Raw genomic sequence first — 13,855 nt, 5'->3', positions numbered from 1 at the left:
ACGTCCATGGGTTCTAAAGCGCAATTTTCGGGATATGTCAATTCGCTGCGACGCGGCATTCTGGCTTGTTCTGATTGTAGGACGCAACGTTTGCTGGCAGGGTGCGCGCATGACTCAGACCGTTGAGCTTCCGCTTTGGCTTTTTTTGCTGATCCTGGTGTTTGCCGCGGTCACGTTGGCATCGCATTTCCTGTTCCCATCCGTGAGGTGGTTCTTTCGACGTCGACTGGAGCGCGCGGTCAAACGCCTGAACGAACGGCTTCAACGACCGATCCAACCGTTCAAGCTGGCTGAACGTCATGACATGATTCAGCGCCTGATCTACGATCCTCAGGTGGGGCAGGCGGTGCAGGATCACTCACGCGAAACAGGTGTCCCCGAGGCGGTCGCGTTCGAGCAGGCGCGAAAATATGCGCGTGAGATCGTGCCATCTTTTTCCGCAGTTGCCTATTTCAGCTTTGCAATCAGATTGGCGCGGATGCTGAGCAACGCATTCTATGATGTGCGCCTTAGCTATCAGGACGAAGAGGCCATCAAGAACATTGATCCAGAAGCGACCGTTGTGTTCGTGATGAATCACCGAAGCAATATGGACTATGTTCTGGTGACCTACCTGGCGGCTCAGCACTCTGCACTGTCATATGCCGTCGGTGAGTGGGCGCGGGTCTGGCCTCTTAGCCGGTTGATTCGGGCGATGGGGGCTTATTTTATTCGGCGCAGATCGGGCAGTGAACTCTATCGTCAGGTGCTGGCCTGCTACGTGCGACATGCAACCGAAGCCGGGGTGACACAGGCCATGTTCCCAGAGGGGGGGCTAAGCCTGACCGGAGCATTGGGGCGTCCGAAGCTGGGGCTTTTGAAATATATTCTGGATGGCGCCAGTCCAGAAGGGAAAGACGTCGTCTTTGTTCCAGTGGCCCTGAATTATGACCGGGTGTTGGAGGATACGATCCTGACCAAAGCGGCCCTCGGAAGCGATCGGCGCTTTCGCGCCCGGATCGGGGTGATCACCGGTTGGATCATGAAACAGATTGGGCGAAAGCTGATCGGGCGATACACGCGATTTGGCTTGGCCTCGGTCCGGTATGGTCAGCCAATTTCTTTGCAGGACTTCCGATCAGATCACGACCGGGATGTCATGACAGACCTTGCCCGCGCCTTGATGGGCCAAATCCGCGACGCGATTCCTTTGGTTCCCTTGCCTGCCATCTGCAAACTGATTCAAGAACGCGGGGAATTGCTGGAAGATGACGTGCGTATCTTCGTGTCTGAACTCATGCGACGTGACGGAACTTTGGTAGGCCCCGAGGACACAGCAATCACGCAGGCTTTGGATCAACTCGTGCAGCGGCGGATTCTGAAACAGGTGGACGGGAAAATATCTCAATCCGGCCAAAGGGTTGACCTGTTGAGCTATTACGCGGCGTCCGCGGCCATAGATGTCGAAGGCATGAATGCTGCGGCAGCAAAGTAAATTTCTGCATCTGCTGGGTCATAAAATTACAAAATAGGTGCAAATTCTATTGCAATATTGCTCAATGCCCAATATCTCATCTGTTAATGCTGCGATTCTGCATCGCGGCGAAGGGTTGAAATAATAGGAGGCCAACATGGCTCTGGACACCGAAAGCGGTATCGCGTCCTACGACGCGCCGGAAAAAGACCTCTATGAGATGGGCGAAATCCCTCCGATGGGATTTGTTCCAAAGAAAATGTATGCATGGGCGATCCGCAAAGAACGCCATGGTGAGCCGGACACGGCAATGCAGCTTGAAGTGGTCGATGTTCCCAAGCTGGACAGCCACGAGGTGCTGGTTCTGGTTATGGCCGCCGGTGTGAACTATAACGGCGTCTGGGCGTCGCTGGGTAAGCCGATCAGCCCGTTTGACGGCCATGGCCAGCCTTTCCATATCGCGGGTTCCGATGCATCGGGCATCGTGTGGGCCGTCGGTGACAAGGTTAAGCGCTGGAAAGTGGGCGACGAGGTCGTGATCCACTGTAACCAGGATGATGGTGACGACGAAGCGTGTAACGGTGGTGATCCGATGTATTCGGACAGCCAGCGGATTTGGGGCTATGAGACGCCCGACGGATCGTTTGCTCAGTTCACCAACGTGCAGGCACAGCAGTTGATGCCGCGCCCCAAGCACCTGACCTGGGAAGAAAGCGCCTGTTACACGCTGACGTTGGCAACTGCTTACCGGATGCTGTTCGGGCACGAGCCGCATGACCTGAAGCCCGGCCAGAACGTACTGGTCTGGGGTGCTTCGGGCGGTCTGGGGTCATATGCTATCCAGTTGATCAACACCGCTGGTGCAAACGCGATCGGTGTGATCTCGGACGAAAGTAAGCGTGACTTTGTGATGGGCCTTGGTGCCAAGGGCGTTCTGAACCGCAAGGATTTCAACTGCTGGGGTCAACTGCCCACGGTGAACACACCGGAATATGCGGAGTGGTTCAAAGAAGCCCGCAAATTCGGCAAGGCGATCTGGGACATCACCGGCAAGGGTGTGAACGTCGACATGGTCTTCGAACACCCCGGTGAAAGCACATTCCCGGTGTCGACCTTCGTGGTGAAAAAGGGCGGCATGGTTGTGATCTGCGCCGGGACCACCGGCTATAACCTGACCTTCGATGTGCGTTACATGTGGATGCACCAGAAGCGTCTGCAAGGTTCGCACTTTGCTCACCTGAAGCAGGCGTCAGCCGCGAACCAGTTGATGGTCGAGCGTCGTCTGGATCCGTGCATGTCCGAAGTGTTCTCGTGGAATGAACTGCCCGAAGCGCACATGAAGATGATGCGGAACGAGCACAAGCCAGGCAACATGTCGGTTCTGGTTCAGGCACCGCGGACAGGAATGCGTACACTGGAAGAGGTTCTGGACGCACGCAGCTAAACCGGCTGAATCCTAAACAGTTTCGCCCGCGAATCGTTGTTTCGGTTCGCGGGCGTTTTCTATTTCATACATATCTTTTTGTTTCAATAGGTTACCTAAGCGCTGCCCCCTATTTTGGGGGAGTAGAAACCGGTGAATAGGGCAAAAAACATCCCGCATGCTATAGTTGTGTTAACCCTTCGTTAACCCTTTCGGAGCGACCCTAGATGGCGAGAAATGAGTGGATACTGGACGTTCTGTCGGACCTCAACGCCTTTGCGGTTGAGAACGGTCTGACCGCGCTTGCCGAACAGTTGGATGACACCAAACTGATCGCCGCAGCCGAGATTGCGTCCGCAAGCAACGAGGCACGGGCACCCGCGGATGGGAATACAACTCGATTTGAGTCAAGTTCTGGAGGACTTGGAAAACACCAGCACGCTTGACGAACTTGGCGATGTCGCCGTTCGGCTTCGCGACAGGCTGCAGATCGAACATATCATTTACCATTGGGTTGACGGGGCCGGTGATCAATACGGCTATACTACGTATCCTGATCGGTGGGCCGAAAGATACCGAGAGAAAAACTACCACCGAATTGACCCTGTGATTTTGGGGTGTTTCCAAAGATTCCATCCTGTTGACTGGAAGACATTGGATTGGTCGAGAAAGGTCGCAAAAAACTTCTATAAAGATGCACTGGAACATGGGGTAGGTAATCAGGGCTATTCGATTCCGATCCGTGGCCCGAACGGGCAATTCGCCCTGTTTACGGTAAATCACTCTTGTGACGATGACACCTGGAAAAGCTTCATGGAAACCCATGGGCGCGAATTGATCCTGATTGCTCATTTTTTCAATCGCAAGGCGCTGGAGTTTGAAAGTGACAGGCAGCCGGACGCGACCCGCGGGCTGTCTCCAAGAGAAGTGGATGCCATGACATTGCTGGCGCTGGGCTATAACCGGGCGCAGGTGGCCCATTCCCTGTCAATCTCAGAGCATACGCTACGTGTTTACATCGAAAGCGCCCGTGCCAAGCTTGGGGCGCAGAACACTACCCACGCCATCGCCACCGCACTCAGCCGAGGATTAATAGTGGTTTAACGGTCGGGCGCTCCTCGAACGGGAAATTAACTACGACTTTGTACCCCCTTCGTTCCTGCACAGGACGACAAGGGGAAAAAGTCATGTTGCGCTATTTGTTCGCAGATGAATTGCACAAGTTTCCGAAGCTGGCCGACGGAATGTTCCGCGATCGCGCGGATCAGTTCAAAACCCGGCTGGGCTGGGATGTTTACGTCAATGAAAACGGAGAGGAGCGGGATCAATACGATGATCTAAACCCGCTCTATGTGATCTGGGAGGAGGAGGACGGCAGCCATGGCGGGTCCATGCGGGTTCTGCCGACAACGGGCCGCGTCACGGTGAATGAGGTTTTCGGACATCTGACAGGGGGTGAGCTGATCAACAGCCCCGTGATCTGGGAGGTGACTCGCTTTTGCCTGTCCCGCACGGCTAGCCCTCATACCGCTGGGGCAATCATGTTGAGTGGGGGTGAAATCATGGAAGGGTTCGGCCTGACTCACATCGCGGGTGTTTTTGATGCGCGGATGATTCGGATCTATCGCCTTATCGGGTCATCGCCGAACGTTTTAGGCTCCGAAGGTAAAGGCCGTGACCAGATTTCCGTGGGGCTTTGGCCCTATTCGGCTGAAGACTGCTATCGGGTTGCAGAGCGCGCGGGTATCCCGCGGGAATTGTCTCGGCTGTGGTTCAAGACCGCGTTCGGGACCGGGCGGCAACACCGATTTTCCTTGTCAGCCTGAAGCACGCGAAAACGTAATTCCGTATCTGGTGATAGCTGGCGTGGCCCTGTAGGGTCGCGCCATGTCTTTGCCCCCCGTGACCTTCTCTGATGATCAGGCCGCCGCCTATGACAGCATTGCCGAGATGCTCAAATCCGCCGGAGTTGATCTGGATGACGACGCCCTGCTGAAGCTTCCGGGCAACGGGAAATCCGGTGTCATGGCGGTTATCGGTAAGGCGGGATCCGGGAAGACCCTTTTGCTGGCCGAGCTTTACAAGGCCCTTGCAGAAACGGGCGTTCAGGTTGTCTCGGGCGATTTCGAAAGCCGCAAGGCCCGCGAAAAGCGCAGCTTGGCCATCCTTGCGCCGACCAACAAGGCAGCAAGTGTGTTGCGCCTGCGCGGGGTGCCCGCGACAACGATCCATCGTATCCTTTATACGCCAGTATATGACCCGGAATACGAACGCATCGCCGAATGGCTGGCGGGCAACGATGAGCGGCCCGAGATCGAAGGGCTGACGGACGAAGCGCTGGACCGCGCGGCTGCGTTCTACCAGAACAACAAATCCATCCCCGGCGCTTTGGCAGCCGCGGGGTTGCGCGGGTCCGATTTCATAACGGGTTGGAAACGTCGGGATGAACCTCTTGATATCGGGTTCGTGGACGAGGCCTCGATGCTGGATGATCGCCAGTTCGAGGATTTGCAAGAGATTTTCCCAACGCTGTTGCTTTTTGGCGACCCCGCCCAGTTGGCCCCGGTCAATCAATCCGGCAGCATGGTGTTTGACGCATTGCCCGAGCCACGTAAGCAGATTTTGCACCGGGTACACAGACAGACTGCGGATAACCCTATTCTGGACCTCGCTCATGCGCTGGCAGACCCGCAGATGGGTTTCGAAGATTTCGAACGGCTGGTCGAACAGACCGCCCAAAAGGATGAGCGTGTTGTCTGGGGACAAAGAGTCGAAGTTGATCTGATGGCTCGCAGCCCCGTTCTGGTCTGGCGCAATGCGACGCGTATCCGTCTGATTCAGGCGTTCCGGCACGTCCACGGCGCCCCCGACACCGAGTTGTTGGAGGGTGAGCCGTTGATTTGCGATGGGATTGAGCTGCCCTTGAAACATCGCAAAAAGCGTCTGGACCTTGAGGCGCGCGGGCTGATCAAGGGTGCTCAGGTCATCTATCTGGGGCCGGGACGTAAACCGGGGTTTTCCCGGTTGCACGTCATGGGGGCCGAAGACCCGCAGGTCAGCGCTGCGTCGATTGTGAAAATTGAGATGCCGGATGAGGAAGAGCCCTTTATCCCCTATGCCGCGCGAATGGGCGCAACCTTTCTGCATGGGGCCGCCGTGACGATCCACAAGGCGCAGGGGTCGCAGTGGGACACAGTTCAGGTCTTTGCCCCGGACATTTATGCAGCCGCCCGGATGGGCCGGACAGAGGCCGGGCAGCCGTTGTGGAAGCGGTTGGCCTATGTGGCCATCACCCGCGCTCAAGAGAGGTTGATCTGGGTGGTGCGCAACCGCTTGGCCAAACCCACCCACCCGCTGCTGGTGGATGATCTGCGTGCGCATCCGGCGGCCTCGCTGACGTTGGAGGCAGAAGAAACATGAAGACGATCATAGTCACTGGGGCCAGCGCGGGCATTGGGCGCGCGACGGCCGAGCTTTTTCTGGATGAGGGATGGACCGTTGGGCTTTTGGCGCGCAGCGCGGACACTTTGGCGGCGATGTCCAGTGGCCGATCTAACGCTGTTCCCTTGCCGGCGGATGTGACAGAGCCCGAGGCGGTCTCGGGCGCGTTCAACCGCTTTCTGGACAAGGCCGGACGATTGGATGTGCTGTTCAACAACGCGGGAATTTTTGCACCCGGCGGCACGATTGACGAAATCGCGTTGGAGGATTGGTACCAAAGCGTCAACGTCAACCTGAATGGGATGTTCCTATCTGCGCGCGAGGCGTTTCGGATCATGCGGCACCAATCCCCGCAGGGTGGGCGGATCATCAATAACGGTTCGATTGCAGCGCATGTGCCGCGCCCGAACTCGGTCCACTATTCAGCGACGAAACATGCAATCACCGGTTTGACCCGTAGTCTGTCCTTGGATGGGCGCGACTTCGGGATTGCCTGCGGCCAGATTGATATCGGCAACGCGCGGACGCAGATGGTTCAGGGATTGGTCGACAATGCGATTGCGGCGGGTGAGCAGCCCGATCCAACCATGGCGGTTGAGGATGCGGCCCAGTCCGTGCTTCACATGGCGTCCTTGCCGGCTGAGGCCAATGTCCAGTTCATGACCGTGATGGCGACAACCATGCCCTATATCGGTCGCGGGTAGCCTTTAGTTCTCGCGCAGTAAACGGAAAGCGGTGGACGCGCCCCAGCCCGCAGCAATGGCTATTACCAGAGACATCAGCCCGTACCAAACCGGTTGTTGACGGGACATGTTGTAAAGGAACCGCTCCAGACCGACTTTGCGAACGTCGATCGTGGTTTCGAACTGTGAAATCACGCTGCCGTCCCGGGTAAGGAAAATGCGCGCGGTATAGTCGCCTTCGGTCAAGTCGGCGGGCATGGCGATCGAGGTTCGAAACAGGGTTTGTTCGTCCACGGCCACTGTATCTTCACGGATCGAGTAAAGCCCTTCATCTTCGCGAATGCGGACGACGGCATCGGCAAAGTCCTGTGCGCTTCGGATATGCATCGCTGCACCAACGGAACGGATGGCGCGTTCAATTGAAATTCTGTACCGCAGATCCTCGGTATCCGACAGAATGTCGTCCAGCGGTGAACTGGTCGCAACGGCATAAAAGCTGGGCGCAAGGTCCACCAGGACGCTGTCGGTATTTACCCAAATCCCCAGCTTGCGTTCCTTGCGTCTAACCATGACAGGGCTCGAGGGGCCAGCAACGGCCACAATGACCTCCAGCGGTGGGCCCGAGGGGATGGGAGTTTCACGCTTGACCGCGCCAAAGATCAGGATTTCAGAACCATCGAATGTGGCAGTGATGGCCACGCGGTCATGACTAAGGCCAAGCACGACCTGCTCATCCTCGGCAAGGGCAGGGGTGACGCATAACGCAAAAAGCAGGATCAGGCGTTTCAGCATGATCAATGCCCCCCTTCCGTGCCAAGCGAGTAAAGCTCGGAGGGTTCGATCAGCAAGTCCAGGGCCAGTTTGCCGCAAACAACCAAAACCAACGCCGCCAGAAGTACGCGCAACTGTTCCGCCGGCATCCGTGATCCGATCACTGTTCCGATCTGCGCGCCGACAACCCCGCCGACCAAAAGCAGGACGGCCAGTACGATATCCACCGTATAGTTGGTGGTCGCATGTAGCATTGTGGTAAAGCCAGTCACAAAGATGATCTGGAATAGCGAAGTTCCGACAACGACCTTTGTGGGCATCCCCAGCAGATAGATCATTGCAGGAACCATGATAAATCCGCCGCCAACTCCCATGATCGCGGACAGAACGCCGACGCACAGGCCGACCAGCATAGGCGGGATGACCGAGATATACAGGCCCGAGGTGCGGAAACGCATCTTGAGCGGCATCGCGTGAACCCAGCCGCGCTGCCGCCGGGGGGCAGGGGCACCGCCGCCCTTCTTTGATTTGCGCAATGCGTTCAGGCTCTCGACGAACATCAGGCTGCCCACGACCCCAAGAAAGACGACATAGCACAGCGTCACCAACAGATCGACCTGGCCCAGACTTTTGAGATAGTTAAAGACGACTACCCCAAGCGCCGCACCGATCAACCCCCCTGTCAGAAGGACCGTGCCCATTTTGAAGTCGACAGTTCGTCGTCGGAAATGCGCCAGAACGCCGGAAAACGAAGAGGCGACGATCTGGTTGGCTTCGGTCGCCACGGCCACGGCCGGGGGAATTCCGATAAAGAACAACAGCGGCGTCATCAGAAAGCCGCCGCCGACACCAAACATGCCCGACAAGATGCCAACCATCCCGCCCAGCCCCAGCAACAGAAAGGCGTTCACAGAGACTTCGGCGATTGGTAAATAAATCTGCATGACTATTTAACGGTTGAGGCTGGATGCATCGCACGTTGCGATACGGTCCGGCGAAAAGTGACGTAGTTGCGCATTAACGCATCCTGAGGCAGTGAAACAGCTTGGCGACCCGGTTGCGATCCGTCCGATGAAAACACCCGTGTTACGTAATGGAAATTGCGATACCGCCTTTTCCCAATTGTGTTCCAGTGCGCCCCGGACCCCGGTGGGTCTTTGTTCGAGGTCGGATATCACAGGAAACACGCGCATACCTCTTTAGAACCTTTGCGGCATGCAAAATCAACTCTGCATGCCGCTCTGCAGCGAACAGGACTGAAACATGTCCATATCTGGACTTATCAGCGCTCTTTCACATAAGGCTCGCCACCTGCGCGCGGTGGGATTGCTTTGCCCACAAACCCGGCCAGAATGACTACGGTCAGGATATAGGGCAGGGCGTCCATGACCTGAACCGGAATGACAACACCGCCAAGGTCGATATTCTGGAACCGCAACGCCACGGCCTGCAGCAGGCCGAACAACAGGCAGGCCCACATCGCGTGCCACGGGCGCCATTTTGCAAAGATCAACGCAGCCAGTGCGATAAAGCCGCGCCCGGCTGTCATCTCTTTGACGAACCCGGCCTGTAGGGCGGTGGCCAGATACGCTCCGGCAATACCACACAAAACGCCGCAGATCGCGACGGCTGCGAACCGAAGGCCAACAACGGAAACGCCGGCCGTATCCACCGCTGCAGGATTTTCACCCACAGCGCGCAGGCGCAGGCCAAAGCGGGTGCGATACAGAATCCACCATGTCGCAGGAACCAACAGGAACGCCACGTAGACAAGAATGGAGTGCCCCGACAGCAATTCGGAATAGATAGGTCCGATAATGGGAACGCCGCTCAGGGCGTCTGCGAAGGGGAAATTGATCGGCTCAAAACGGCCGCCGCCAAACAGCGACGGGGTGCGGCCGCCCTGCTGAAACCAGCTTTGAGCAATTAGGACAGTCAGCCCCGACGCCAGAAAGTTGATGGCGACCCCCGAAATAAGCTGATTGCCCCGGAACGTGATAGATGCCACGCCGTGCAGCGCCGACAGGATCAGCGAAGCCCCGATACCTGCCAGAAGGCCCAGCCAGACCGAACCGGTCACAGCAGCCACCGCAGCCGAGAAGAAGGCCGCCATCAGCATCTTGCCTTCCAGACCGATGTCAAAAATACCCGCCCGCTCTGAATAAAGCCCTGCCAGACATGCCAGCAGCAAGGGAGTCGCCAGACGGATGGTGGAATCAAGGACCTGGATGAGCGTTACAAAGAACTCCATCACTGTGCTCCTTTCCGCAGGCTGAGGAACAGCTTTTCAAGCGGCATCCGAACCATGTTGTCCAGTGCTCCGGTGAACAGGATCACAAGGGCCTGAATGACCACAATCAGCTCACGCGGGATCGAGGTCCACAACGCCAGTTCCGCGCCGCCCTGATACAGAAAGCCGAACAGGAGCGCGGCAAGGAACACGCCAAACGGATGAGATCGACCCATCAGAGCCACAGCGATCCCGATGAAGCCTGCGCCCTCGGTCGAGTTCAGAACCAGCCGCTCAGCCTCGCCCATTACGTTGTTGATGGCCATCATGCCGGCCAGCGCGCCCGAAATCAGCATCGCGATGATGGTGATACGCACGGGTGAAATCCCGGCATAAACAGCACCGGTTTCGGAATGGCCGTAGGCGCGGATTTCGTATCCCAGCCGAGTGCGCCAGATCAGCGCCCAGACCACGACACAGGCCAGCAAAGCCACAAAGAACGAGATATTCGCAGGCGCGCCGCGGAACAGGGCATTCTCGGCGGTCGAGAACATCGACTGGAACGTCGGAAGATGCACAGTTTCGGGGAAGCGTGCCGTCGCGGGGTCTTGCGAGCCCTGCGGACGCATCACGTTGACCAGCATATAGTTCAGAAACGCAGCAGCTATGAAATTGAACATGATCGTGGTGATCACGATATGGCTGCCACGCTTTGCCTGCAGATAGGCCGGAATTGCAGCCCACATCGCGCCAAACAGCGCCGAGCCGACACATGCGGCCAGCAACGCGATGCTCCAATGTGGCCAGTCAATATACAGACAGACCATGGCAACACCCAGCCCGCCCAACATGGCCTGTCCTTCGCCGCCGATATTGAACATCCGGGCGTGAAAGGCGACAGCCACCGCCAACCCGGTGAACATGAAGTTGGTCGCGTAATACAGGGTGTAGCCCCAGCCATAGGTGGACCCCAGCGCGCCGGTGACCATCAGGTTTACAGCCTCGAGAGGGTTTTCTCCGATGGCGAGGATGACCAGCGCCGACAGGATTGCGGCCAATATCAGACTGATCAGCGGGATCAGGATGACGTCGGCCCATTTGGGCATTTTATCCATATTACGCGGCCTCTCCCGCAACACCGGCCATCAGCAGGCCCAGTTCTTTTTCGTCCGTTTCATGGGGCAGGCGCTCACCCATGATATGTCCGTCGAACATCACAGCGATCCGGTCGGACAGCGAGAATATCTCTTCCAGTTCGACAGAAACCAGCAGGATTGCTTTTCCTTGATCACGCAGGGCGACAATCTGTTTGTGAATGAACTCGATCGCGCCGATATCCACGCCGCGCGTGGGCTGACCGACCAGCAACAGGTCGGGGTTGCGCTCGATTTCGCGGGCCACGACGATCTTTTGCTGGTTACCACCCGAAAAATTCTTGGCGGCCAGCCACCCATCTGGCGGCCGGACGTCAAATTTTTCGATCTTACGCTCGGTGTCTGCGCGCAGGGCGGCGTTATCCATGAAGATGCCGCGCTTATACGCCGGGTCCCGGTGATAGCCGAACGCCACGTTTTCCCACGCGTGGAAGTCCATGATCAGACCTTCGCGCTGACGGTCCTCGGGCACATGGGCGATGTGTTGGGCGCGCCGGGCCTGCCCGTCCGATCCAGCACCACTCAGCGCCAGAGGAGAGCCATTCAGCTTGATCGAACCAAGGCCGGGGCGCATTCCGCCCAATACCTCCAGCAACTCGGACTGGCCATTTCCGGCGACACCCGCGACGCCGACGATCTCGCCTGCGCGTACGGTCAGGTCAATGCCCTTGACGCGTTCGACACCGGCCTCATCGACGACCCGCAGGTTTTCGATTTCCAGAATGGGTTTGCCCGGTTGAGCGGGCACCTTGTCGACCTGCAACAGGACCTTGCGGCCCACCATCAGCTCGGCCAGTTCCTGTGGGTTGGTCTCGGCCGTTTTGACGGTTGCCGTCATCTGGCCGCGCCGCATCACGGAAACGGTGTCTGTGGCCTCCATAATCTCGCGCAGCTTGTGGGTGATCAGGATAATGGTTTTACCCTCGGCACGCAGGCGGTCCAGAATGCGGAACAATTGATCCGCTTCGGCCGGCGTCAACACACCCGTAGGCTCATCCAGGATCAGAATTTCAGCCCGACGATACAGCGCCTTGAGGATTTCCACACGCTGCTGCATCCCCACACCGATCTCGTCGATGCGTTTGTCAGGGTCCACGAACAGTTCATACTCTTCTTCAAGCGCTTTCAGTTCCTTACGCGCCTTTGACAGCGACGGGGCCAACAGCCCGCCGTCTTCGGCGCCCAGAACGATGTTTTCCAGAACGGTGAAGTTTTCCACCAGCTTGAAATGCTGGAACACCATCCCGATGCCGGCTGCGATCGCTGCCTGACTGTCTGGGATGTCGGTTTTGGTACCGTTGATCCAGATCTCGCCCTTATCGGCTTTGTAAAAGCCGTAGAGGATGCTCATCAGCGTGGATTTGCCCGCACCGTTTTCACCGATGATCCCATGGATCGTACCGGGGGCAACGCTGATCGAGATGTCTTTATTGGCCTGAACCGGCCCAAAGGCTTTGGAAATCCCTTTGAGCTCAATGGCGGGGACGGTCATGTCTTGTCCTTGGGTTGCCGAAAGGCCGCGATGCACAACGCGGCAAAATGGGTGCGAGGCGGAGGTCAGCCCCCGCCTCGCGCGATATCAGAACTGCAGTGCCGGGCAGGTGTCGTTCTCGTAGTACGCAACCACATTGATGTCGCCATCAATGATGCCCTTGCGCGCGGCTTCGACAGCATCGGCCATCTGTGCCGAGACCAGTTCCTTGTTGTTGTCGTCCATGGCGACGCCAACACCGTCTTCGGCAAGACCCATGGTGAACACGCCGGTTTCGACGTTTTCGCCAGCGGTCATTGCGTCATAAACCGCAACGTCCACACGTTTCAGCATCGAAGTCAGAACCTTGCCCGGGTGCAGGTGGTTCTGGTTGCTGTCCACGCCGATCGACAGGATGCCTTCGTCGGCAGCGGTTTGCAGAACACCCACGCCGGTGCCGCCTGCGGCTGCATAAATCACGTCAGCACCCTGGCTGATCTGCGCCTTGGTCAGTTCCGAGCCCTTCACCGGGTCGTTCCATGCGGCAGGGGTGGTGCCGGTCATGTTGGCAACCACTTCGATATCAGGATTCACTGCCTTGGCACCTTGTGCGTAGCCGCAGCCAAAGTGACGGATCAGCGGGATATCCATGCCACCGATGAAACCAACAGTCCCGGATTCAGACGCCATGGCCGCCATCATGCCAACCAGATAAGAGCCTTCATGCTCGGCAAAGCTGACCTGACGAATATTCGGTGCATCCAGCCAGTTCACGTCAACAGCGACGAACTTGGTGTCCGGATAGTCACCTGCAACGGCGGCAAGCGGGTCGGCCATCGCAAAGCCCATGGTGATGATCGGGTTCGCGCCTGCTTCGGCAAAGCGGCGCAGGGCCTGCTCGCGCTGCGCTTCGGACTGAAGCTCAATCTCGCGGTATGTGCCGCCGGTCTTGTTGGCCCAACGCTGTGCGCCGTTATGTGCGGCTTCGTTGAACGACTTGTCGAACTTGCCACCCAGGTCAAAGATCAGGGCCGGTTCGGCGAATGCGGCACCCGCAGTCAGAGCGACGGCGGCGGCAGCGCCCATCAAGGATTTCATCAGGCTCATTTCATACTCCCGTTTGTTATTGTCGGTCGGAGCCAAAATAGCCCCGTTTACCCACTATGAGCGAGCATAACTCTTGTGATGGCGGGAATTAAGGACGTTTGCAACAGCCGTGGTCAACAGAT

13 protein-coding genes are annotated in these 13,855 nt (G+C 57.6%); 7 read left to right on the top strand and 6 right to left on the bottom strand.

Annotated features, from left to right (window positions below; all coding sequences use genetic code 11):
• The first annotated feature begins 109 nt into the window (after positions 1 to 109).
• The 7 genes from GOX75_RS09685 (at position 110) to GOX75_RS09655 (ending at position 7,021) form a co-directional block, all read left to right on the top strand.
• Positions 110 to 1,474, top strand: coding sequence for a 1-acyl-sn-glycerol-3-phosphate acyltransferase (locus GOX75_RS09685; protein WP_171122548.1), 1,365 nt, complete (start codon positions 110 to 112; stop codon positions 1,472 to 1,474).
• Positions 1,475 to 1,610: 136 nt separating this feature from the next.
• On the top strand, positions 1,611 to 2,897 hold the full coding sequence (ccrA, locus tag GOX75_RS09680) for a crotonyl-CoA carboxylase/reductase (protein WP_171122546.1): 1,287 nt from the start codon (positions 1,611 to 1,613) through the stop codon (positions 2,895 to 2,897).
• Positions 2,898 to 3,103: 206 nt separating this feature from the next.
• Positions 3,104 to 3,322, top strand: coding sequence for a hypothetical protein (locus GOX75_RS09675; protein ID WP_171122368.1), 219 nt, complete (start codon positions 3,104 to 3,106; stop codon positions 3,320 to 3,322).
• Positions 3,261 to 3,980, top strand: a complete 720-nt coding sequence (locus GOX75_RS09670) for a LuxR family transcriptional regulator (protein WP_171122544.1) — start codon at positions 3,261 to 3,263, stop codon at positions 3,978 to 3,980. Before GOX75_RS09675 ends, GOX75_RS09670 begins: the two co-directional genes overlap by 62 nt.
• An 83-nt stretch (positions 3,981 to 4,063) precedes the next feature.
• Positions 4,064 to 4,702: an acyl-homoserine-lactone synthase gene (locus GOX75_RS09665; RefSeq protein ID WP_171122542.1), complete on the top strand. Its 639-nt coding sequence runs from the start codon at positions 4,064 to 4,066 to the stop codon at positions 4,700 to 4,702.
• Positions 4,703 to 4,763: 61 nt separating this feature from the next.
• Complete coding sequence (locus GOX75_RS09660) at positions 4,764 to 6,296, top strand: ATP-dependent RecD-like DNA helicase (RefSeq protein ID WP_171122540.1); 1,533 nt, start codon at positions 4,764 to 4,766, stop codon at positions 6,294 to 6,296.
• A complete protein-coding gene (locus GOX75_RS09655; RefSeq protein WP_171122538.1) occupies positions 6,293 to 7,021 on the top strand; it encodes an SDR family oxidoreductase in 729 nt (242 codons plus the stop codon). The genes GOX75_RS09660 and GOX75_RS09655 overlap by 4 nt, the downstream gene beginning before the upstream one ends.
• Before the next feature lie 3 nt (positions 7,022 to 7,024).
• Here GOX75_RS09655 and GOX75_RS09650 read toward each other — a convergent pair whose 3' ends face one another.
• The 6 genes from GOX75_RS09650 to GOX75_RS09625 form a co-directional block, all read right to left on the bottom strand.
• Complete coding sequence (locus tag GOX75_RS09650) at positions 7,025 to 7,792, bottom strand: TIGR02186 family protein (protein ID WP_171122536.1); 768 nt, start codon at positions 7,790 to 7,792, stop codon at positions 7,025 to 7,027.
• A 2-nt stretch (positions 7,793 to 7,794) separates the two neighbouring features.
• Entirely contained in the window at positions 7,795 to 8,715 is a 921-nt protein-coding gene (locus GOX75_RS09645; protein WP_171122534.1) for a sulfite exporter TauE/SafE family protein, read from the bottom strand.
• Positions 8,716 to 9,053: 338 nt separating this feature from the next.
• Positions 9,054 to 10,022 carry an ABC transporter permease gene (locus GOX75_RS09640; protein WP_171122533.1) on the bottom strand — a complete coding sequence of 323 codons (969 nt, stop codon included), beginning with the start codon at positions 10,020 to 10,022 and terminating at the stop codon, positions 9,054 to 9,056.
• The gene (locus tag GOX75_RS09635) at positions 10,022 to 11,116 is read right to left on the bottom strand and encodes an ABC transporter permease (RefSeq protein WP_171122531.1); all 1,095 of its coding nucleotides are present in this window, start codon (positions 11,114 to 11,116) and stop codon (positions 10,022 to 10,024) included. The genes GOX75_RS09640 and GOX75_RS09635 overlap by 1 nt, the downstream gene beginning before the upstream one ends.
• Position 11,117: 1 nt before the next feature.
• Positions 11,118 to 12,647 carry an ABC transporter ATP-binding protein gene (locus GOX75_RS09630; protein ID WP_171122529.1) on the bottom strand — a complete coding sequence of 510 codons (1,530 nt, stop codon included), beginning with the start codon at positions 12,645 to 12,647 and terminating at the stop codon, positions 11,118 to 11,120.
• Between the two features lie 87 nt (positions 12,648 to 12,734).
• Complete coding sequence (locus GOX75_RS09625) at positions 12,735 to 13,733, bottom strand: BMP family protein (RefSeq protein ID WP_171122527.1); 999 nt, start codon at positions 13,731 to 13,733, stop codon at positions 12,735 to 12,737.
• Positions 13,734 to 13,855 lie beyond the last annotated feature (122 nt).

The sequence above is a fragment of the Ruegeria sp. HKCCD7251 genome (assembly GCF_013031165.1).
GTDB lineage: Bacteria > Pseudomonadota > Alphaproteobacteria > Rhodobacterales > Rhodobacteraceae > Ruegeria.
Note: the sequence above shows the minus strand (reverse complement) of the source record. Positions and strands in the feature narration are given on the sequence as shown.